The organism is Desulfuromusa kysingii, from assembly GCF_900107645.1.
GTDB lineage: Bacteria > Desulfobacterota > Desulfuromonadia > Desulfuromonadales > Geopsychrobacteraceae > Desulfuromusa > Desulfuromusa kysingii.
Genome location: NZ_FNQN01000007.1, coordinates 244,433 through 266,736 on the forward strand (window position 1 = coordinate 244,433; position 22,304 = coordinate 266,736).

The 22,304-nt window shown below is 44.0% G+C and carries 15 protein-coding genes, 1 tRNA gene, 1 rRNA gene and 1 pseudogene; 10 read left to right on the forward strand and 8 right to left on the reverse strand.

Annotated elements, in window-relative coordinates:
• The first annotated feature begins 317 nt into the window (after positions 1-317).
• The 3 genes from BLU87_RS12580 to BLU87_RS12590 are packed head-to-tail and all read left to right on the forward strand — an operon-like array spanning position 318 to position 3,319.
• Complete coding sequence (locus tag BLU87_RS12580; RefSeq protein ID WP_217637511.1) at positions 318-752, forward strand: FecR family protein; 435 nt, start codon at positions 318-320, stop codon at positions 750-752.
• 8 nt (positions 753-760) lie between these two features.
• Positions 761-1,354 (forward strand): OmpA family protein, encoded by a 594-nt coding sequence (locus BLU87_RS12585; RefSeq protein WP_175498381.1) that lies wholly within the window; start codon positions 761-763, stop codon positions 1,352-1,354.
• A complete protein-coding gene (locus BLU87_RS12590) occupies positions 1,355-3,319 on the forward strand; it encodes a CHASE2 domain-containing protein (RefSeq protein WP_092349094.1) in 1,965 nt (654 codons plus the stop codon).
• 13 nt (positions 3,320-3,332) lie between these two features.
• Here BLU87_RS12590 and BLU87_RS12595 read toward each other — a convergent pair.
• Positions 3,333-3,884, reverse strand: a pseudogene (locus BLU87_RS12595) (DsbA family oxidoreductase); the annotation flags it as partial.
• Between the two features lie 216 nt (positions 3,885-4,100).
• Between BLU87_RS12595 and BLU87_RS12600 the strand changes: the two are divergent.
• Both BLU87_RS12600 and BLU87_RS12605 read left to right on the forward strand, forming a co-directional pair.
• Positions 4,101-5,390, forward strand: a complete 1,290-nt coding sequence (locus BLU87_RS12600; RefSeq protein WP_092349100.1) for an OmpA family protein — start codon at positions 4,101-4,103, stop codon at positions 5,388-5,390.
• A gap of 286 nt (positions 5,391-5,676) precedes the next feature.
• Positions 5,677-6,414, forward strand: a complete 738-nt coding sequence (locus BLU87_RS12605; protein ID WP_092349103.1) for a dienelactone hydrolase family protein — start codon at positions 5,677-5,679, stop codon at positions 6,412-6,414.
• On the opposite strand, the gene ppgK is transcribed toward BLU87_RS12605, so the two are convergent.
• On the reverse strand, positions 6,408-7,166 hold the full coding sequence (ppgK, locus tag BLU87_RS12610) for a polyphosphate--glucose phosphotransferase (RefSeq protein ID WP_092349106.1): 759 nt from the start codon (positions 7,164-7,166) through the stop codon (positions 6,408-6,410). The two genes, BLU87_RS12605 and ppgK, sit on opposite strands and share 7 nt — an antisense overlap.
• Before the next feature lie 101 nt (positions 7,167-7,267).
• Between ppgK and BLU87_RS12615 the strand changes: the two genes are divergently transcribed.
• Together BLU87_RS12615 and BLU87_RS12620 are read left to right on the forward strand one after the other, a co-directional pair.
• Complete coding sequence (locus BLU87_RS12615) at positions 7,268-7,759, forward strand: SHOCT domain-containing protein (RefSeq protein ID WP_092349109.1); 492 nt, start codon at positions 7,268-7,270, stop codon at positions 7,757-7,759.
• Between the two features lie 34 nt (positions 7,760-7,793).
• Positions 7,794-9,287 (forward strand): helicase HerA-like domain-containing protein, encoded by a 1,494-nt coding sequence (locus BLU87_RS12620; RefSeq protein WP_092349112.1) that lies wholly within the window; start codon positions 7,794-7,796, stop codon positions 9,285-9,287.
• Positions 9,288-9,309: 22 nt separating this feature from the next.
• On the opposite strand, the gene BLU87_RS12625 is transcribed toward BLU87_RS12620, so the two are convergent.
• The 5 genes from BLU87_RS12625 to BLU87_RS12645 form a co-directional block, all read right to left on the reverse strand.
• Entirely contained in the window at positions 9,310-11,391 is a 2,082-nt protein-coding gene (locus BLU87_RS12625; RefSeq protein WP_092349115.1) for a putative bifunctional diguanylate cyclase/phosphodiesterase, read from the reverse strand.
• A 343-nt stretch (positions 11,392-11,734) separates the two neighbouring features.
• A complete protein-coding gene (gene rbr / locus BLU87_RS12630) occupies positions 11,735-12,310 on the reverse strand; it encodes a rubrerythrin (RefSeq protein WP_092349118.1) in 576 nt (191 codons plus the stop codon).
• 151 nt (positions 12,311-12,461) lie between these two features.
• Complete coding sequence (gene katG / locus BLU87_RS12635) at positions 12,462-14,672, reverse strand: catalase/peroxidase HPI (RefSeq protein WP_092349121.1); 2,211 nt, start codon at positions 14,670-14,672, stop codon at positions 12,462-12,464.
• A 122-nt stretch (positions 14,673-14,794) separates the two neighbouring features.
• Entirely contained in the window at positions 14,795-15,229 is a 435-nt protein-coding gene (locus tag BLU87_RS12640) for a Fur family transcriptional regulator (RefSeq protein WP_092349124.1), read from the reverse strand.
• A 172-nt stretch (positions 15,230-15,401) separates the two neighbouring features.
• Positions 15,402-17,642 (reverse strand): peptidase U32 family protein, encoded by a 2,241-nt coding sequence (locus tag BLU87_RS12645; RefSeq protein WP_245706490.1) that lies wholly within the window; start codon positions 17,640-17,642, stop codon positions 15,402-15,404.
• A gap of 474 nt (positions 17,643-18,116) precedes the next feature.
• On the opposite strand from BLU87_RS12645, the gene BLU87_RS12650 reads away from it, so the two are divergent.
• The 3 genes from BLU87_RS12650 to BLU87_RS12660 all read left to right on the forward strand — a co-directional run bounded on the left by BLU87_RS12650 (position 18,117) and on the right by BLU87_RS12660 (position 21,982).
• A tRNA-Thr gene (locus BLU87_RS12650) sits at positions 18,117-18,192 on the forward strand.
• 176 nt (positions 18,193-18,368) lie between these two features.
• On the forward strand, positions 18,369-20,606 hold the full coding sequence (locus BLU87_RS12655) for a sensor histidine kinase (protein ID WP_092349130.1): 2,238 nt from the start codon (positions 18,369-18,371) through the stop codon (positions 20,604-20,606).
• An 8-nt stretch (positions 20,607-20,614) separates the two neighbouring features.
• A complete protein-coding gene (locus tag BLU87_RS12660; protein WP_092349133.1) occupies positions 20,615-21,982 on the forward strand; it encodes a sigma-54-dependent transcriptional regulator in 1,368 nt (455 codons plus the stop codon).
• 87 nt (positions 21,983-22,069) lie between these two features.
• Here BLU87_RS12660 and rrf read toward each other — a convergent pair.
• Positions 22,070-22,186: ribosomal RNA gene (gene rrf / locus BLU87_RS12665) — 5S ribosomal RNA — on the reverse strand.
• Positions 22,187-22,304: the final 118 nt, after the last annotated feature.

Genomic DNA, 22,304 nt, shown 5'->3' on the forward strand with positions numbered 1-22,304 from the left:
GATTGCCTGTCGCCCCCCGTTAGCTGACAGCTGTCTATCTTGTTAGAGTAAAAACGGCTTTGTGAACTATTTTGCAAAGCCGTTTTTAAGTTTGGAATGAGCTCGTGTCTCTGTGAAATAAAAACGAAACAACCAGTTGAACCGATTATTAACCCGGGATCAAGTAAGGCACCAATAATTTGGTATAATAAGATTATATTTTGTTGATTCGTCATAGTATTCAATAGTATTTAAAGATTTACCCAATGTCGTTACTTGCAATCATAATCATGCAGCATAAGTCACACCCCATAAAAATCTAACCTTAGAGGACCACGATGAAACATCTCATTTTGATGTTTGTGATAGTCGTCTCGTTATGCGGCCCGGCGTTATCTAGTGACAACATTGCAATTGTCAAAAAGGTCCAAGGCAAAGTCACGCTGCAACGAGGAGAAAACTTTACGCCGATCGCGCAAGGTGACAATCTCCAAGAGGGTGATGTCTTGATTACTGATTCAGGTGCCAGTATCGGGATCATTTTTCACGATGGCAGCGTACTCTCCCTTAAAGATAAAAGTTATTTGCGTATCCAAGCGTTCCAATTTAAACCAATTGAAAAAATCTTTGACTTCCACCTGTTCCTGAAAAAAGGGGCTGCTGTTTTTCAATCGGGGAAAGTGGGTGAACTTTCACCTGAAAGTTTTATTTTTGAGATACCTAAAGGGACGATCGGTATTCGTGGCACCAAGTTTCTGGTTGACGTCAGATGAGGGGAATTATGAAAAACTGTCTTTATGTTTTCGTTTTTGTGCTCATCTTAAACATGATGGGCTGCTCTACAAGTCGCATCGTTCTTCTTGATTCAGGTAAATCGACAAATGCCATTATCGTGAAAACGGATCAAGGTGAATTAACCCTGAATGAACCCAACACCTTCACTGAACTAGCATCAGCTAGAGCAATCCCGACAAAACCGAAAACCATCAGTCCAGAAATGATGGAAGAAGAGTATGGAGCTCTAATCAATTCGACACCGAAGCCCCCCATTAAGTTTCTTTTGTATTTTGAAACTGACAAAACCATCTTAACAACACAATCGAAACAGCTTTTAACAGAGATTAAAGCAGCGGTCAAAGAACGGATTCCCTGCGAAGTTAACGTTATTGGCCATTCAGACCGAATGGGGTCGAAAGAGTATAATGTTGACTTGTCATTACAACGAGCCCGTTTTATTAATGCTTGGCTGGTTGAGCAAAAGCTGGGTATTGCCAATATCATTGTTGAATCTTACGGTGAAGAAGCCCCCCTTATCCCAACGGCAGATGGTATCCCTGAACCCAAGAATCGCAGGGTAGAGATATTGATTCGTTAAATGAAAAAACTGTCTAAGTTTTCAATTCTGTTTCTGTTTGTCTTAGGTTTCCACCTGCTCATTTATATCAGTGGAGCCATCCCCTTTTTTGATTACCGTGTCTTTGATTTTATGACCAGCCACTCCCCCCCCCCGCTCACCCCCAGCTCAGGCTCAACTGTCATTGTAGAAATAGATGAAGAAAGCTTGCAACTGCTTGGCCAGTGGCCCTGGCCAAGATTGATTCTGGCAAAAACACTGCAAGAGATACTGAGACAACAACCAGCCGCCGTGGGCTTAGATATTTTCTTTCCAGAGCCAGATCGCACATCGCCTTCGCAAATTATCTCATTCTACAAGCAACTGCTGGGACTGAATGTTCAGTTGCAGGGATTTCCCGCTGAGTTGGCAGATCATGACCGAATACTGGCTGAAATTTTACAGAGTGGGCCAACAGTTTTGCCACTTTTCGCGTCACAAGAAAGCAGCGCATCCAAAGAGTGTCAAAGTTTTCCAGCACAAAAGATATCTCTGCCCACTGACATTTCAATTCCTGAAAGTCGTTCATTGCTATGTAATACCCCCATCCTGCAACAAGCGGCACAAGGGGTAGGCTACATCAATGCCTCTGTCGATAGTGATGGGGTCTTCAGGCGTCAACCACTCATTATCCGCTATAAAGAGCAGATAATCCCGAGCCTAGCACTGGCAATGCTCTCTCAGGTCGATCCGCAGATAAAACTGAAGCATTCCACCAACTGGTGGGCTCCGCTAAAGCTGTCTTTTACCGACAAAACCATTACGATGAATCGACGCGGAGAAGTATTGAATCTCCTTTATCCCAAGGAATCATTTGTTCGCATCCCGGTTTCACAAGTCCTTTCCGGTCGCGCTCCAGCCGCACTATTCACCGGAAAATTAGTCCTGATTGGCGCTTCTGCAGCGGGCTTATATGATCAATTTGTCACTTCATCCGGAGACATTATTCCAGGAGTTTTTGTGCATGCAGCGCTGCTGGAGAATATTATTAATGGCCAAGGGCTTTACCAACCGGACTATGCAAAAAATATTGCTTTTTTATTGTCGTTTTTACTTTCTCTGTTGGTTGTCTATTTAGTTTTTGAACGTAGATACCTTGCCGCATGGGTTGTTTTCCTTGGCGTAACACTCATAGCCATAGTCGTCACCTGGATAGCTCTTCGTCGCGGAATCTATATTTCACCGGGATTCTTTTTGACCCCGTTTTTGTTCATGTTTTTTATCTTTTCCTTGTTTTTTGCCATATTGCACTATATTGAACGCAAACGTTTTCTTGAAGATCTTGGCGAGGCCCACTCAGCCACAATCGATAGCATGACAATGGTCGCTGAAAGCCGTGACGTTGAGACAGGACTGCACATAATTCGTACAAAGGAATACGTCAAACTGCTCGCCACTTACCTGAAAAATCATCGTCACTTCAACCAAAAAGATCTAACGCCTCATATTATTGAGTTGCTATACCGGGCTGCGCCTCTACACGATATAGGGAAGGTGGGAATTCCAGACGCAATTCTAAAAAAACCAGGTCGTCTCAACGCTAATGAAATTACCATTATGCAGAGTCATGTCGAAATTGGCCGAACCATTATTGATAACGCTATCAATAACTACAATAAAACCAATGAGTTTCTTACCATCGCCTCCAATATTACCTACAGTCACCATGAAAAATGGGATGGTAGCGGCTATCCCCTTGGCTTGAATGGAAAAAATATTCCACTTGAGGGCAGGATGATGGCTCTGGCTGATGTTTATGACGCGCTGATCAGCCGCAGATGTTACAAAGATCCGATCTCTTTTGATGAGGCTGAAAAAATGATCATTGCCCAAAGCAATAAACACTTCGACCCAATGATGATTGCTGCTTTCATTGATCTAAAAAATGAATTTCGTCAAATTGCTGAAACATACGTTGAAACAGAGAATTTAAGTAGCTGCAGTTGAAAAAATCAGATCTTTACGAGGAAAAACTCCCCATGATCAGTCGCTGAAAGGCTGTATAATCCTGAAATCCGACAAGCATACGGTTGGCATAAATATGCGTAGGGACAGAATTGACCCCAAACGCTTTGGCGCGGTTCCAATCGGCATCCACAACCGCCGAAAAACTGCCACTCTCTAAGATGTGCATAGCGTCATCCACTGAGAGACTTAAGGTTTTACAGATAGCCATCAACTCATCGATGTTTGCAATATTGCGCCCTTCAGCAAAGTAAGCAAGATAGACAGTCTCACGAAAAGCATCTCCAACCCCCTGAACTTCTGCCCACTTACCGAGCTCTTGTGCACGTCGACTATTGTAAGTATGGGTTCGAGAAGTAAAAGGTAATCCCATCCCTTCAGCACGTTGTTTCAAATCGGCCATCACTTTGGGAACATCCATGCGTCCAGCAAAAAGATCCGTCAACTTTCTTCCTCCTAGAGGTGTTTCCGGATGAAGGGGAAAGACAGTCCAGCGTAGTTGTAGATCAAAATCCTGGGCTAATTGTTCAATGCGCACGGCACCGAAATAACACCAAGGTCAGACATAATCATAATAAATTTCCAGAGTGTTCATATTTTCAGATTAACAGAAGTGAGCAGATCAGATCAATTCATGAACACGTTCACCGTATATAACTCAATTGGTCATCATTATGGCTTGACTACGGATTTTTAAGTGATAGACTGTTAGGGTTCTCATTAAGGAGACAACAACACTCAAGAACAAAGAGAGGATTTTTTCATGAAACACGGTCAACACATTTTAATTTCGCTCGCTCTCGTCGCATTGCTTGCCAGCTGTGCACCCAAAATGCAACCCCCTTTGCAATCGCTTGACACAAGCAGTTCGTCATCCGCAGGAGATAAATACGCTCCTAAAGTCGACAATTTTCAAATCATACTCGATTCTTCTTTGAGTATGGACGAAAATGGCCAGAATGACTTTCTTGTGGCTCGCGACCTGGTTAAACGGATTAACCAAGGAATCCCTGCTGACTTAAACTACAACAGTGGGTTGCGGAGTCTGGGACACAGCAGCTATCGGTCAAAAAGTGCGACTGATCTGCTCTATGGCATGAGTGCTTATAATAAAGCCAGCTTCCATGATGGCTTAAGTAAAATCAAGTATGTCGGTGGTGAAACTCCTATGGCGGCAGCCCTGCAAGCCGCAGGGAATGACCTGAAATCAGCATCAGGGCCAGCGGCTTTGATCGTCGTCAGTGACGGTCTGGATATGGACGATGCACCAGCAGCAGCAAAAGAACTTAAAGGTATGCTGGGCAAAAACCTTTGCATCTATACCATCGCCATTGGCAATGAAAGAAATGGTTCCGGGCAAGATGTGATGAACGAGATTGCTGAGGCTGGTCAGTGTGGCTTTGCTACCACCGATAATATGTTGGCAGACGACGCCAGCATGGCAAACTTCATCAATCAGGTTTTCCTCACTAAAGCAGCCCCGAAACCTGCTCCTAAACCAGCCCCGAAACCGGTTGTCATCCCACCAAAGGACAGTGATGGTGACGGTGTCATCGATGCGCAGGACAAATGCCCCAATACTCCTAAAGGTGCTCCAGTAGACAAAGTTGGCTGTCCTCTCGACAGCGACGGTGACGGCGTCTTTGATTACATGGATAAGTGCCCAGGGACTCCACAGGGCGTCTCGGTTGATGCAACTGGTTGCCCGACCAAGCTGACCTTAAAAATTAACTTTGGTCACGATAGTAATACAGTTTCGGATCAATACCTTGGAGAAATTGCCAGAGCAGCACAATGCATCAACGACTACCCTGGTAATCAAGTTGTGATTTTGGGACACACAGACAGTCAAGGTCCAGCAGAATACAACCAAAAGCTCTCTGAACGTCGTGCCGCAGCGGTTGTGAAGGCTTTGGTCGACAAGTTTGATATCTCGGCTTCAAGGCTTCAGGTCCAAGGCTTTGGTGAAACCCAGCCGATAGCTGACAACGCAACAAGCGAAGGTCGTTCAATGAATCGCCGGGTTGAAGTTGCTTGTGGTGCAACAGAATAAAATTAAAACGCGAAGTTAAATTCTTATAAAAAATGGGGACCATTTGGTCCCCATTTTTTATCCATACAACCCAAATACCGGTCTTTTTCTCAAAATAATTTCAACGCAATTAACAGCTACTAGCGACCTCTCAAAGCACCACCATCCATACCAAGGGTTAAAAGTCAGAACCAGAAGTCCCTGCAAAAATCGTGATTTAAACAAAATAGACCCCTGTCGACTTCAAATAAATGAAAAACATGGTAAAGTTAACCAAAATAGTAATCTATTCGACGGGAGAATAAATATGAAACAGTTGCTGATCTTTCTTGTTTTACTGTTATTTGCCTCTACGGTTTACGCTCAAGGTCACACAGTAAGCTACGTTATTAATGGGGAAGAATTCGAAGGGTACTATATCAGCCCACAAACAAACGCACCGCTGGTTCTTTTAATTCATGACTGGGACGGTTTGACCGACTATGAAATCAAGCGATCCCAGATGCTTGCAGAGCAGGGTTATGCTGTTTTTGCTGCGGATATGTTCGGGAAAGGTGTTCGGCCAACCGATACTGCTGACAAAAGAGAACTAACCGCCGCACTTTATCGTGATAGGACTCGCATGCGAAACCTTCTTGAGGGAAGCTTTGCTGCCGCCAAAGCAGAAGGAGCTGATATCGAAAATGCAATCGCAATGGGCTACTGTTTTGGTGGCACTGTCGTTCTTGAATATGCCAGATCGGGCAAAGACCTCAAAGGATTTGTCACTTTCCATGGCGGATTGACAACTCCAGAGGGACAAGATTATTCACAGACGAAAGGAAAGCTTCTTATTCTGCATGGCTCAGCAGACACCTCGGTAACAATGCGTGACTTTGCGAATCTTACAGAAGAATTGGAGCAATCTCAAATAGCTCACGAGATGATCACCTATAGTGGCGCACCTCATGCTTTCAGTGTTTTTGGTTCTGATCGATACCGTAAAGATGCTGATGTGAAATCATGGCAACGCTTTCTGGGGTATCTGGAAGAAACGCTTCAATAAAAATCACCCTCTGCGGTGCAATTCAATGCGGCATAACATGCAGCGCCGACCGCTCCAGCATAGTTTTGCAATTGAGCGGGCAACAGTCGTGCATTGGTACGTAAAAAAGGGAAAAATTGCTGACTGTTGCTACTCACACCACCACCGATGAGGATCAACTCTGGAGAGAGCAACCTCTCCACAATAGGCATAAACTCATTCAAACGCATGGCCCAGTCCTGCCAACTTAACTGGTGTCTTGTCCGTACTGCGGCCGATGCATAATTTTCAGCGGTAGAACCGTGGAGCGGTAAAGCACCTAATTCCAAGTTGGGAAACAGCACACCGTGCGAAAATAGCGCTGAGCCAATTCCGGTACCCAGGGTTAAAATCAGAACGGTTCCATCGCTTCCACGACCGGCTCCAAACCTCATCTCAGCCAGACCAGCAGCGTCCGCATCGTTAACCACGGCGCAAGGGCAGCCGGTGTTATCCTGTAACAATTGTTGTACATTGGTCCCAATCCAGCTGATATCAATATTGGCAGCCGTTTGTGCGATCCCTTTTTGCACCACCGCTGGAAAGCCACAACCAATCACGCCAGTCCAATGACATTTTTGGGCCAACCGAGCCACCGCTTCGGCAACCGCCTCAGGAATCGCAGGTTGAGGGGTCTCGAGTTCCAGCCACTCGGACGAGTGGCGTCCAGTCTCAGAATCCACAATCGCCCCTTTGATAGAACTGCCCCCAATATCTATGCCGAGAATATTCATTCTACAGACAAACCTCCGATCACATACAGATATGTTTTATCATTTCTGACAGCTGTGGTATCTTTTACAGACCTAACTATCACCAAGAGAAGCATAACAGAATGAAACTTTACAACGAACAAAATAAAGGGGTTTTTAACGGTGTCATTCTTGGCTACCTGGTTCTTGTGCTCCACGTCCTATTGATCGTCGGTCTCGGGATCACTGTTGTTGTCATTAAAGGGATTTACGATTTCCGCTGGCTGATAACTCTGCTCGGAATCGGTCTGATTGGGGCATCAGGTTACTATTTTTATCACTATTTTAAAGCCCACAGGCAAAAGCTTAACGATCTGATGTCTAACCCGGCATTTAGCGACCGGACATTAGAAATCAGCCTCATGGGTGGAATGGCGACCATGAAGCTCGGACACAAGGATGATAATTTGCAACTGATTGAGACCACCAATTCCCCTGAAATAAAACAACTGGAAGCGGCAGATTCGACCCAAATTCAGGAATTAACGAAACTCAACCAGATGCTCAATGACGAATTGATCACTCGTGAAGAATTTTTACGCCTGAAGCAGCAGATCATCGGAGTTTCACAATAATTATTTCATCGTCAGTTTCCGTTCGGAGATCAAAATGGCTATCCCTGTTTTAAATCTCGGCGCAAGCCATGGACAATTAATTCAACAATTAGGGCAGATGAGTAATCGCCATGGTTTAGTCGCAGGAGCGACAGGCACAGGAAAGACAGTCACCCTACAAGTTCTCGCTGAAGGTTTTTCAAAACTCGGTGTGCCAGTTTTCGCAGCGGACATCAAAGGGGACCTATCGGGGCTTGCCGCCGCGGGGAAAGCACATCCAAAAATCGATGAAAGGCTGGCACAGATCCCCCTTCCTGATTATCAACCTCAACCTTGCCCGACCCTGTTTTGGAGCATTGATAACGATCAAGGTCATCCGGTCAGAACAACCATTTCAGAAATGGGACCTCTGCTCCTGGCAAACCTGTTAGAGCTGAATGAAACCCAAAGCGGTGTTATTTACGCGGCTTTCGAAATTGCCGATGATGAAGGGATGCTGCTACTCGATCTCAAAGATCTGCGCTCCCTACTTCTCTGGATGGGAGAGAATGCGAAACAGTTGCGCAACGAATATGGCAATATTTCATCTGCGAGTATTGGAGCCATTCAACGTCGCTTGCTCGTCTTGGAAGAGCAAGGTGCAGATCAGTTTTTCGGAGAGCCTGCTCTCCAGTTGGAAGACCTCATGCACTGTGATTTTTCGGGCCGTGGTGTCATCAGCCTTCTTGATGCCAGCACCTTGATCCATCGTTCACCTCGTGTCTATGCGGCTTTTCTCCTCTGGCTATTAGCCGAACTGTTTGAGCAACTCCCGGAAGTCGGTGATGCTGACCGCCCCAAGCTCGTCCTTTTTTTTGATGAGGCACATCTGCTCTTTAACGATGCCCCCAAAAGCCTTTTAAATAAAATTGAGCAAGTCGTCCGTCTTATTCGTTCTAAAGGGGTCGGTATTTATTTTGTCACCCAAAGCCCATTGGATATTCCTGAAGATATTCTTGGTCAACTGGGGATGAAGATTGAACATGCCTTACGTGCTTTTACTGCGAAAGATCGCAAAACCGTCAAAGCCGTCGCTGATGCCTTCCGTGCCAACCCCGAATTTGACACCCAAGAAGTAGTCACTCAACTAGGCACCGGGGAAGCGTTGGTTTCCATATTAGACCACAAGGGTGCACCGACCCCTGTCGAACGGGTGCTGATTTCTCCACCAGAAAGCCAGATCGGGCCGATCAGTCAAGCTGAGCGTCAAACCCAGATGCAACGTTCCCCGATCGGCAACCGTTATAGTCAACCCGTTGACCGTGAATCGGCGTATGAATTATTAAAAAAGAAAGCGGCCGAAACGGCCCAGGAGCAGCAAGCTGAACTCGCCCGGAAAAAAGCGGAAAAAGAACAGTTGAAGGCTGAAAAGTTACCGCGAAAAAACTCTGGACGCCAACGTCAAAGTGTGGCTGAAGCCATGGTTAAAAGTGCGGCCAGATCCATCGGCAGTCAACTCGGTCGACAAATCATCCGTGGCGTTCTGGGATCTTTTTTTGGCAAACGATAAAAGCGAAAAACGCGTGAGGTGATTAGGATTTTTGCCCCATTTGCGTAAGACCTTCAGGATTATTGATAAGCACCGAATCCAACAAAGCCGATAAGGCATTGACAGGCAGAGGTTTGCTGAACAAATATCCTTGCCCTTCATCGCATCCCTCCTGCCGAAGCAGATCCAGTTGTTCAACCGTTTCAATTCCTTCGGCAATAACTCTTAAATTCAAACCCTTGCCTAAAGCAATAACCGAATTCACAATAGCGCTATCGTTATCATCACGACCCAGTTCCCGCACAAAGGATTGATCAATCTTTAATTTAGTAATCGGAAATTTTTTCAGATATTCAAGCGAAGAATAACCTGTACCAAAATCATCAATAGCTAATGACACCCCCATCTTTTCAAATTCATTCATCTTACTGATAGATTGATCAATATCACCCATAACCATACTTTCGGTAATTTCAAGTTCGAGAAAGCAGGGTTTGAGTTTGGTGCGATAAAGAACTTCAGCAACAGTTTGTACCAACGAAGGATGAAGAAATTGCCGTGGTGAAAGATTCACAGCCATGGTCAACGGTAGTTTCCATTTATCCTGTATTGCCTTCATTTGTTTACAAGCGGTATACAAAACCCACTCGCCAATAGGGACTATTAAACCACTTTCCTCAGCCATCGGGATAAAATCGAGGGGGGAGACAAGACCTAACTCCGGATGATTCCAACGAATCAAAGCCTCAAAACCAACCAATTGTCCAGACTTCAATTCGTATTGGGGATGATAATAAAGCAACATTTGCTTTTGCTCTAGAGCATCTCGAAGTTGATGTTCAAGCAACAGCGATTCACGGGAATCAACATTCATCTCTGCACTATAAAACTGATAACTATCACCACCATTATTCTTGCTTTTATACATAGCAACATCGGCAGCCTTCATCAGAGTTCCAGCCTCTTCACCATTTTCAGGGTAAAGGCTGACTCCGATGCTCGCTGAGACATGCAGATTTTGACCGGAAACCTCAATCGTTTTGGCGAGTTCTCGTGACAGTTTCTGGACATACCGACTCACATCATTGGTTTTTTTAACCTGATCAAGAATGATGACAAACTCATCCCCACCATTTCTGGCTAAAGTATCAGCATCTCTGACCAAACGTCCCAAACGATCAGCGACCACACACAGGACAAGGTCACCGATATCGTGCCCCAGAGAATCATTGATATTTTTAAACCGGTCCAAATCAATAAAAAGGATTGCCAGGCGTGACTTTATACGCTTTGCACGTGCCAGAGCGTGGTCAAGTCGATCGTGGAATAGTGATCGATTGGCAACTTTGGTGAGCGAATCATGATTCACCAGATACTTGAGATTAGCTTCACTCTCTCGCAACTCCTGATCACGAACCTCGATTTCAGCCAGCATCGCGTTGAAGCCATCAAACAATCGACCCAATTCATCGTGACTGTTTTTTTCTACTCGGAGCGTATAGTCCTTTTCTCGGGAGATTGTTTGCATCGAGACAAGCAAGGCGTTTATCGGATTAGAAACAAGCCTCTGCAAGCCACTGGCCATTAAGAATGCCAAACAGGAATAAACAATAAAAACGATCCCACCCACCCACAAATAGCGGGTCAAAACATCATTGATCTGCGCCATGTCAACTCTCAACAGCAGTTGACCTAGCACTTGGCCATCGGACACAACGGGTTGCAGAATATCCAAATAGTTTTGGAAAAAATCATAGCCTCGCGGCAATGAGGGTTCCACCGTAGGTTCATCTATTTCAGGATCTTCTTCCCTGTGACGATCATATTGAGCAACAACAGTTTGCTTCTGATCAAATAACCGGGCACCAATAACGCGATGGGTCGCTGTTAAAGGCTCAAGAACCAAAGCTGCAGCCTGAGGGTCGTGATGAGACAGAGCGGCAACACAGTTGTCACTGATATTCCGAGCAAGCATCTGGCCATCTTGAAGCAGCTCGTTTCGCAACGAAACCCGTTGCATGGCAATAACGACGACCAAAGTTAACAGGAGCATGAGGCAACATGTCAGGGTCGTAATAAATGTCAGTTTCCCCCGCAAAGATAAATTATAGAATAATCGCTTCATATCCCCCTTAACTTGGACTCAGATGGATCAATAACTTTTATCTCTAACATGACATCTACTCGATATTTTTGTATCAAAATAGCGTGCCATACAGATTAATGCTGCCAACACTGTATGCCTTGCAACATATTTAAAAAAGATAATAATATTAAGTATAAATCCACCCATATCAATGTCAACAAGTTGCACAGCGATCTCAACATCGATAAACAGAGTAGCGACAAAGTCGCGCTATCTCTAGGGCCTTGTCTCAACCACATCCCATTCAACCGCAGGATTCAATAGAAAAAAAGCCCCTCAATATCAACGAGGGGCTCTTGATTTCATGGATGACAAATCGAATCTACCAGTTTTCACCAAGCAATTCAAAGTGAGCTTGAGGATGGATACAGGCTGGGCAGAGTTCAGGAGCCGCTACGCCGGTAAATATATATCCGCAATTTCTACAGCGCCAGGTCACCTCTTCCTTACGCTTAAAGACCTGATCTGATTCGATATTTGCCAACAGGTCACGAAAACGTTTTTCATGTTGTTTTTCTGAAACAGAAATGGCATTCCAGGCAGCCGCAATTTCGGGGAAACCTTCCGCTTTAGCAACAGCGGCAAAAGCGGGGTAAAGCTCGGAATGCTCTTCGTTCTCACCCGTTGCAGATTCCAAAAGGTTTTCAACTGTGGTCCCCATTTTACCAGCAGGGTACATGGCGGTGATTTCTAATTCACCCCCCTCAAGGAATTTAAAGAAGCGTTTGGCATGCTCTTTTTCTTGATTAGCAGTCTCTTCAAAGATATCAGCAATCTGAACATAACCCTCTTTTTTTGCGATGCTGGCAAAATAAGTGTAACGGGTACGCGCTTGAGATTCCCCAGCAAAAGACTTCAGTAGATTTTTTTCTGTTTCTGTTCCTTTGATACTTGACATGATTCTTTCTCCTTTAAATGTTCTATAATACATCAATAGTCGCCATTAAAAAAATGACGACTATTGATTCTTCGGCTTTTTTATGTGTTTGAATTAACCTTTTCTTCTACAAATGTCAATTCCTATCGCTGTAAAACCTCAAAAGTTAAACTCAACTCAACTCAAAACGGTCAAGATTCATAACCTTATTCCATGCAGCAATAAAGTCATGCAGGAATTTCCCCTCGGAATCGTCACTGCCATAGACCTCAGCAAGAGCTCTCAGTTGAGAGTTAGAACCAAAAATTAGATCTGTGCGTGTGCCCGTCCATTTGAGTTCACCGGTGGTGCGATCGTACCCATGAAATAGATCGTCCGTATCGGAAACAGCCTTCCAAGTCGTCCCCATATCAAGGAGATTGACAAAAAAATCATTAGTGAGCATCCCTGGCCGTGCCGTAAAGACGCCATAATCTGATTGCCCATAGTTTGCCCCTAGTACGCGTAAACCACCTACGAGAACGGTCATTTCAGGAGCAGTCAATGTTAACAATTGTGATCTGTCAACCAACAACTCTTCTGCCGTGACTGGGAATGGACCTTGAAGATAGTTACGAAAACCATCTGCCCGCGGCTCGAGAACTTTGAATGATTCAATGTCAGTTTGTTCCTGTGAGGCGTCTGTGCGTCCTGGAACAAAGGGGACACTAACTTCCTGACCAATGTCTTGCGCTGCTTTTTCAATGGCGGCACAGCCACCTAAAACAATCAAGTCAGCGATCGAAACTTTTTTACCGTCAGTCTGAGCCTGATTAAATTCCTTTTGAATTTCTTCAAGAACGGACAACACTTTCGTCAATTGTTCCGGTTCATTAACGGCCCAATCTTTTTGTGGTGCGAGGCGGATACGTGCACCATTAGCTCCACCACGTTTATCGGAGTCTCGATATGTCGACGCGGATGCCCAAGCAGTCGAAACCAATTGCTGTACCGACAATCCAGAATCAAGGATCTTGCCTTTCAGGCTAACGATATCCTGGCTATCGATCAGCTCATGATTAAGCTCAGGGATAGGATCCTGCCAAATAAGCTCCTCTTCAGGGACTTCGGAACCAAGATAACGTGAGCGGGGGCCCATATCTCTATGCGTCAGCTTGAACCATGCACGAGCAAAAGCATCAGCAAACTCTTCAGGGTTTTCATGAAAACGTTTTGCAATCGGCTTGTAAATAGGATCCATCCTCAAAGAGAGATCTGCGGTAGTCATAATCGGAGGTTGCCTCTTAGATGAATCCTGGGCTCCCGGCACTGCAGTGGCTGCTGCTGGATCACTTGGCACCCACTGGAAAGCTCCGGCCGGACTTTTTACCAGGTTCCAGTCATAACCAAAAAGGGTATCAAAATATGCCATGTCCCACTTCGTCGGAGTGGGGTTCCAGGCTCCTTCGATACCGCTACTGATGGTATCATCACCATGACCACGACCGAAACTACTCTTCCATCCCAGCCCCATCTCTTCAATACCGGCAGCTTCTGGATCGGGACCAACATGACTAGCGTCACCGGCTCCATGACATTTGCCGAAGGTATGACCGCCTGCAACGAGCGCAACGGTTTCCTCATCATTCATCGCCATACGGGCGAAAGTTTCACGAACATCGAGACCAGATGCGACAGCGTCAGGATTACCATCAGGACCTTCTGGATTTACATAAATCAGCCCCATTTGCACCGCAGCCAGGGGATTTTCAAGATCACGTTCACCACTGTAACGGCTTTTGGGCTTATCACTGGTCGCCAACCATTCATCTTCAGAACCCCAGTAGATATCTTCTTCCGGTTCCCAAATATCCTCGCGTCCACCGCCGAAGCCGAAAGTTTTAAACCCCATAGATTCAAGTGCGCAGTTACCTGCGAGTATCATCAGATCAGCCCATGAAATTTTCTTTCCGTATTTTTGTTTGATTGGCCACAACAAACGACGCGCTTTGTCCAAGTTTACGTTGTCAGGCCAACTGTTTAAGGGGGCTAAGCGTTGATTACCAGTGCCCGCGCCACCACGTCCATCGCCCATACGGTAGGTTCCAGCGCTATGCCATGCCATACGAATAAACAATCCACCATAATGACCGTAATCCGCTGGCCACCAATCCTGAGAATCGGTCATAAGCGCATAGAGATCTTGTTTTATAGCATTTAGATCCAGCGTTTTGAACTCTTCAGCGTAGGTATAATCGTCTCCCATAGGAGTGGATAACGATGAATTCTGGTGAAGAATACGAAGATTCAGCTGATTCGGCCACCAATCTCGATTGGATGTTCCTCCACCTGCCACCTGTCTACTCGTCTTACCTGTTACTGGACATTTCCCTTGCTGACCCATAAACACTCCTCCTTCATTCGTAAGTAGGTTGACAAACCGTACCGATCAATCATTGTATCAGAACTAATTAGTTTTATATCTCAGATAATAATAATTCCTATATGCAGCATAAAAAAAAGGAATTATTCCATACACTCTCGACAGGTCCCATAAACCACAACACTTTTGCGTTTAAAATTTCCAAATAATTGAATCTCATCTGGCAGGTCCGCTTCATCCACCTGCTTCCATTCAAAATCAATAATCTTTTTGCACTTTTGACAAATCAAGTGATGATGCTGCATTTCGGCTACCTCAAAATGGGCCTGACTTTCAACCGTTTCAACTTTACTGATCAACCCCAGTTCCAAGAATGTCCCGAGTGTCCGATAAACCGTATCCAGAGATAATGTCGGCATGCGCTCCAACAACCGTTGATGCAATTTTTCGGCGCTTGGATGATCCACGGCCAACGCTAACTGTTTGAAAATCTCTAATCGCTGTGGAGTTATACGAAGATCTTTTTCCCGACAAGTTCGGGTAAAAAGTTCAAGACGTTTTGATAAGATAAGATCCATAAATTTAATTCACTCAGCGATGTAAGAACAATTCTTAGATAGAGATATATGCGAACAAGACGGTTCTGTCAAGATATTTTACTTTAGATCTGTAGATAGGCAGAACGACAAAGGTTCATCTAAATTGTCATTTCGCATAAAGTTCAAGCTTATGCTATTCCTACGGACCAGGTCAAATACCTCGGTGATAGGGTTCGTTGCTGGTGTTCTGAATAACCACCTCTAATTCCTCCCTAGCTTGAGGGTCACCAGTTACGAGTCGTTCAAAAAGTTCAATAAGAGATGCTGGCTCCCATTGGACTGTAGTTTCATTTTTGATCGGATTCAAATCGATTAAAAACTGAGTAAACATGTGCGGTAAGTCGGTAACAATTTCACTATTCAGAAAATGTTTGCAGTGGTAGAGACACTGATAATTGCCACGACTTTTAGCAATATAAAGTGACCGGTTCTTCATATCAGTGATCGTGGCTGTTCGGGTACAATTCTGAATGCAATCAGCATCGACAACCTTTTTTTCACAACCATCAATCCGCTGCACCAAACACTGACGGCTGGTCAACAAAGTAATCGGATGATAAAGGCTATAATAAAGATCAAATCCAACTGGCTTGGTTATCATCTTGATCTGGTCTTGACTCAGTTCATTGGAAATAAAAGCTCCTGAACAGTTAAATTTTTCCTTTAAACACAATAGAGTGTAAGAATTAATACTGTTCAGATAAGGCCCGGCTACCCACGAAATCCCCATCTTGAATGCTTCATAGCCAATACCCATGTTATTCGTAACAATCTGTTGGGGGCGCAGCAGGCGCAACAATTGAACCGCAGCGCTGTAATCAGCACCAATAAGAACAGCTGGAAACCAAGGGATCAGCTGCCGGTGTTCTCGAAAAAGATCGACAAATTTGCCATAATTATGTTGCAAATAACTTGGCAACTGAAAATAAATAGTGGCGGTTGAATCACGACAAGCTGCGAGCTGCTCAGCGGAAGAAATCAGTATAGAAAGATTTGGTTTAAGCCTTTCGTGCCGCTGTCGAGGTAGTCGCGGTAACTCAACAGGAGCAACGCCATTGGTTCCATGGTTTAAAAAAGATCGAATTTTTTTATGAATTCCTGTCAGCTCTTTCTGCGACAGAAGCACCTGCGACTCCAGTTCGCTTAAATCAAAGTCTCCCAAGCGATACCTGCTGTCAGTATGAAATTCGAAATGTTGCTGTAAACTGTCACGATCCAAGCTAATGGCAGGGTGCAAACCTTTCTTCTGCCCGGCAACAATGGTTCCATTTGCAGCAAGGTAACTTCTTGAAGATAAATGAATAATATTGTCAGCAGCACGCACAACAATCTGTAACCGCTCACCTGCCGCCCCTGACAATTTAATACTTAACGGCAAAGTCTGCGCCCGGAGCTTTTCTATCTTGACTGTCACATCCCTTTCAATGTGATTCCTCGCAGCATACAGGTCATCTTTTTCAGAAAAATGGAGGGCGGAACTGTCACGAGGATTATCAATAAACATGTCTCTATCGATTTCTCCTAACAAGAAACCGTTGGTGAAAGTGCGATTAAAAACCCGGTAAATCGCGGTGTCATCATTCTGGGTTTTTCCACTGGAATAAAATTGATTGAGCAATTGACGCCAGGAATTGACCACCGTATAGACGTAATCATATTTCTTCATTCGCCCTTCGATTTTCAATGCATCCACCCCTGCTTGCGCGAGGAGATTCAAGTCCTTAAAAACTGAGTTATCCTTAAGGTTCAGTGGAAATCGGTTTCCTTGTTTTGTGACCTGGTATTGGTCACGACACTGTTGACTACAACGACCACGATTTCCGGATTTACCTTCAAGAACAGAACTGAAATAACAAATACCTGAAAAACCGAGGCAATAGGAGCCATGGACAAAGACTTCGCTGGAAATCCCCTGCTTGTGACCAATATCAACCAAGCCTGCGACCTCATCAATATTGAGCTCTCGACACAAGTTAATCCGTTCCACACCCAATTGGCCTAAAAACACAATCTGGCCTGCGTTATGACTCGTGAGTTGAGTCGATGCATGAATTTCAAGACTCTTAAATTGAGTGGAAAGCAGATAAAGCAATCCTAAATCCTGAACAATCACCCCATCAAGAGTGGTATTGACCAGCTTATTCAGTAAGTTAACAAGAGATCTAAATTCATTATCGATTATGAGAATATTGATTGTTAAATACACTTTGCATTGATTGCTATGAGCAAGATGCAAAATCAGATTCAGATCCCCAATTTCAATATTAATGGCTCGATTGCGAGCATTAAAATGACTCAAGCCACAATAAACAGCGTCTGCTCCTGCAACAATGGCAGCTTTGATTGATTCAATATCACCACCAGGGGCGAGCAGCTCAAATTTTTTTGTCATCAAGGCAGATTCTCGGAATAGTCAAAAAAATTGCAGCCGTTGCCTTTACCAGCGACCTTAGACAACGACATTTTTTTATTGGGTTGGTATTCATCATTGGTTTCAATTCTCAGTCAGTATAAATTAATCAGTTTGCAAATCATAAAAACAGGTAGATTTCCTCTCAATGCCACAAACGACTTTCATAAAGCATACAGGTCTTCAACAAATGTTACCTGTAAAATTTCGTTATCGCTATAAAGGCTGAAAAGGCAACGTGAGCGGCAGCCATTAGGAGATATTAATCATTGGTTGCTAGCGATGTGTTGTGGTGTTTTGTCTGCTTAGCATTTGTTACTTGATGTTGACAACAAATTTTTATAAGGCCATAATGCTCGGGTTTCTCAACGCGATTACAGCTACTTACAACCTTCGAAGTTACACAATATTGGTTCTAAGTATTTGGTTTAAAAGAGAAATAAAAATTTAATCATTGCCGCCCTAGCTCAGTTGGTAGAGCAGTTCACTCGTAATGATCAGGTCGTCGGTTCAATTCCGACGGGTGGCTCCAAAATAAAAAACAGGCACCTCGCTAAATAAAGCGGGTGCCTGTTTTTTATTTTTCGTGCTTTAAGCTTTAATCATTCTCTTCAATAGTGCAGAATCAGTGGGATCATCATTGATTGATCTAACAAACTTGTTTTGTTTCGATGCTTTTAATAGAATTAGTCGTTTCTAGGATGGAACATGACAACAAAATCTGTAAAACCACATAATCAGAAGACCCCAAACCGAAAACGGCGGGAATGGGTCCTCATCTTTTTTGCACTCCTGTTATTGTTGATGATTCCCCAACTGGAGAATCGCCTTGTCGAGTTGACGTCACAACTGCCTATCAGCAATAGCATCATTGCTCTTGCAGTTATCAACCTGAACATCCTTCTCGTTCTTCTGTTTCTTTTTCTTATTTTTCGTAATGTCTTTAAGTTATTTATAGAGCGACGGCGTGGGGTTCCCGGCGCGAAGCTTCGCAGTAAACTTGTTGGTGCGTTCATTGCTCTTTCATTGGTCCCAACGATGCTATTATTTTTTGTCTCCGCCGGGTTCATAAGCAGTAGCATTGATAATTGGTTCAATACCCAGGTAGAAAAAGCCTTGGATGAATCCTTAGACGTCGCACAAACCTATTACCGTAATTCCGAGGCCAATGCTCTTTATTATGCGGATCAACTCAGTAGTCGCATCAAAAAAGGAAAGTTCCTCAATGAAGAGAATCTTCCGCAATTAAAACAGCTGATTAAAGAAAAACAGGAAGAATATAACCTTGGGATTGTTGAAGTCTTTTCTTCAACGCAAGAAGAGTTGGTTAGGGTCGCTAATCCTAAACTGCCGATCATCGAAATTACAACCGCAAGCTCTGATCCCGTCCGCGAAGGTCTTCAAGGGATACGTTTCTCACAAATAACTCCCGTCGGCCAAGCCGATTTAATTCGGGGGATTGTCCCGGTTCAATCCAACTGGAACCCAAAGGATATTGTTGGTGTTGTTGTTGTAAACTACTATGTGCCTTATTCATTGATCAACAAGATGAAGGAAATTGCGTCCTCGGTAGAACAATATAAATTGACAAAATCCATAAAAGGGCAAATTCAGCAGAGCTACGTGATTGTCCTGTTACTGATTGCTTTGATCATTATTTTCCTTGCAACCTGGTTTGGGTTCCACCTTGCTCGGGGGATAACGGTCCCGATTCAAGAGCTAGCAGAAGCAACGTCAAAAGTCGCTTCTGGAGATCTAGATATTCAACTCAACACCCGGAGTACGGACGAAATCGGGACACTGGTCAACGCCTTCAACAAAATGACGGGCGATCTGCGTCAAGGAAGGATCGAGGTCATATCGGCAAATCAGGAGTTGCAAAAATCAAATATAGAACTTGATCGACGCAGAGATTATACCGAAATCATTTTAGCGAATGTCACTGCTGGTGTTATTTCTATCGATCGCTATGGACGACTGACAACCATAAATAAGTCGGCTGAAAATTTACTCAATTTCAACGCAGAAAAGATGCTCGGCAAGGATTTTCGCGAAGTGATTCCCAATACCTATATGCCGCAGATCATGGAACTACTCAAAGATCTTTTTTATTCAGAACGCGGAACGGTGCGTCAGCAAATAACGGTCCCTATTGGGGATAGTAAGTTTACCTTATTGCTTAATCTGACAACATTACGCGACAAACAAAACAATTTCCTCGGCACGGTGGTCGTCTTTGATGACTTAACCCAACTCTTCAAAGCTCAAAGAATGGCGGCATGGAGAGAGGTTGCTCGAAGAATTGCCCACGAGATCAAGAACCCGTTAACACCGATCCAACTGTCTGCACAACGTCTTCGTCGACGCTATTTAAAGAACTTTACAAATGATGACCACGTCTTTGACGATTGTACAAAAATGATCAGCGATCAGGTCGATGAATTAAAAAACCTGGTCAATGAATTTTCCAACTTTGCCCGTATGCCAGCAACAAAACCAAATGAAAATAATCTCAATGAGGTTATCAATGAATGTTTGACGCTATACAGTGAAGCGCATAAACAGATCACATTCCAACATTCACTAGAACCCACCCTACCAAATACGATGTTTGACCGGGAGCAAATCAAACGGGTCATAATCAACTTATTCGAAAATGCAATTGCAGCCATCGAAAATAAAGGAACAATCAGGCTTGAATCACTATACAATCGCGACCTGCAAATCATTACGTTAACCATTGCCGATTCAGGCTGCGGGATTTCAACAGAGGACAAGACCAGATTATTTGAGCCCTATTTTTCAACTAAAAAAACCGGAACAGGTCTCGGTTTAGCCATTGTTGCGACCATTATTGCCGATCATAATGGCTATATACGTGTTAAAGATAACACTCCGAAGGGTTCAGTATTCATTATTGAACTTCCTGCCACCAATTTAAGATAAGGACTTTCCTGATGAAAAGTATACTTATTGTTGACGATGAAGATAACATCCGTCTTAGCCTGGAAGGTATTCTCGAAGACGAAGGTTTTCGCACCTCTTTTGCCGCAACGGGAGAGGCGTGCTTGAAAATAATCCAGTCCGAAGATCCTGATTTGGTGTTGCTTGACATATGGATGCCTGGAATTGATGGAATGGAAACATTGAAAAGAATCAAACAAATGAGACCACAGCAATTAGTCATTATGATGAGTGGTCATGGGTCTATCGAAACGGCAGTAAAAGCAACACGTTTGGGTGCCTATGATTTCATAGAAAAACCCCTTTCACTTGAAAAAGTGTTGCTATCGATCCAAAACGCCATGAAGATTGGTCAGTTGGTCGCTGAAAACAAAGCCCTTAAAGAAAAGATTGCTCATGATTACCAGATGATTGGCAACAGTGCTGCAATCGATCAGCTCAAACAACAAATAAAATTGGCCGCACCAAGCTCTGGATGGGTCTTAATTAACGGTGAAAATGGAACCGGCAAAGAACTTGTTGCTCGAGCGATTCATCAACAATCCAACCGTGCTGATAAACCTTTTATTGAAATTAACTGTGCCGCCATTCCAGAAGAATTGATTGAATCGGAACTATTTGGTCATGAAAAAGGGGCCTTTACTGGGGCGACAGCTGCGCGCAGAGGAAAATTCGACCAGGCCAATGGAGGCACTTTATTTCTTGATGAAATAGGCGATATGAGCCTAAAAACACAGGCTAAAATTTTACGCATTCTACAGGAACATAAATTCGATCGTGTCGGTGGGAACAGAACAATAGAGGTGGATGTCCGGGTTATTGCGGCAACAAATAAAAACTTGCAGGAACAGATTAGAACCGGGGAATTTCGTGAGGATCTTTTTTTCCGCCTCAACGTTCTCCCCTTTCAGGTGCCACCACTACGTAATCGGAGGGATGATATTCCACTGTTGTGCCAACATTTCCTCCATTTTTTCTGCGGCAAAGAGAGCCGCGAAAGAAAAATTATCTCCCCGGAGGCCTTAAAGGCACTGGCAAACTATGATTGGCCGGGAAATGTCAGAGAGCTCAAAAACTTAATTGAAAGATTAGTCATCATGACCCCAGGAAAGACTATTGACATCGCTGACTTACCTCTTGGAATCAATCAAAACAACGGTCAACACAAACAACATGATCTCGACACCTTCGATATGCCCTCCTCTTATAGGGAAGCCAAAGAGGTCTTTGAAAAACAGTTTTTAGAAAATAAGTTAAATGAAAACAGTTGGAATATTTCCAAAACAGCCGAAGAAATTGGGTTAGAACGATCAAACCTCCATCGAAAAATAAAACAATATCAAATAGAGCCCAATTAATTTCAAGAGATATTCAATCCCCAAAAAGAGAATCAATAAACAACAAAACCCCCCAACAACAATGAGCTGCTGGGGGGTTTTAAATAATTTCGGCGGCGACCTACTTTCCCACACAGTCTCCCATGCAGTATCATCGGCGCTGTAGGACTTAACTTCTGTGTTCGGGATGAGAACAGGTGTGACCCCTACGCTATAGCCACCGAAAACCGTAGTACTGGTTTTCGAATCGCTTATGACTGATTGTATTTGCGATAACTTTTAAGGGGGTCGGGGGAGGAGAACCTCCCCCTTCCCTATCAAAAAACTATTAATGGTCAAGCCT

Bases quoted from the DNA above. Each gene is read 5' to 3' on its own strand.
- BLU87_RS12590 (WP_092349094.1), top strand. From the start codon at position 1,355: ATGAAAAAACTGTCTAAGTTTTCAATTCTGTTTCTGTTTGTCTTAGGT.
- BLU87_RS12600 (WP_092349100.1), top strand. From the start codon at position 4,101: ATGAAACACGGTCAACACATTTTAATTTCGCTCGCTCTCGTCGCATTG.
- BLU87_RS12655 (WP_092349130.1), top strand. From the start codon at position 18,369: ATGACAACAAAATCTGTAAAACCACATAATCAGAAGACCCCAAACCGA.
- rbr (WP_092349118.1), bottom strand. From the start codon at position 12,310: ATGTCAAGTATCAAAGGAACAGAAACAGAAAAAAATCTACTGAAGTCT.
- BLU87_RS12620 (WP_092349112.1), top strand. From the start codon at position 7,794: ATGGCTATCCCTGTTTTAAATCTCGGCGCAAGCCATGGACAATTAATT.
- BLU87_RS12625 (WP_092349115.1), bottom strand. From the start codon at position 11,391: ATGAAGCGATTATTCTATAATTTATCTTTGCGGGGGAAACTGACATTT.
- BLU87_RS12580 (WP_217637511.1), top strand. From the start codon at position 318: ATGAAACATCTCATTTTGATGTTTGTGATAGTCGTCTCGTTATGCGGC.
- katG (WP_092349121.1), bottom strand. From the start codon at position 14,672: ATGGGTCAGCAAGGGAAATGTCCAGTAACAGGTAAGACGAGTAGACAG.
- BLU87_RS12645 (WP_245706490.1), bottom strand. From the start codon at position 17,642: ATGACAAAAAAATTTGAGCTGCTCGCCCCTGGTGGTGATATTGAATCA.
- BLU87_RS12615 (WP_092349109.1), top strand. From the start codon at position 7,268: ATGAAACTTTACAACGAACAAAATAAAGGGGTTTTTAACGGTGTCATT.
- BLU87_RS12605 (WP_092349103.1), top strand. From the start codon at position 5,677: ATGAAACAGTTGCTGATCTTTCTTGTTTTACTGTTATTTGCCTCTACG.
- BLU87_RS12585 (WP_175498381.1), top strand. From the start codon at position 761: ATGAAAAACTGTCTTTATGTTTTCGTTTTTGTGCTCATCTTAAACATG.
- BLU87_RS12640 (WP_092349124.1), bottom strand. From the start codon at position 15,229: ATGGATCTTATCTTATCAAAACGTCTTGAACTTTTTACCCGAACTTGT.
- ppgK (WP_092349106.1), bottom strand. From the start codon at position 7,166: ATGAATATTCTCGGCATAGATATTGGGGGCAGTTCTATCAAAGGGGCG.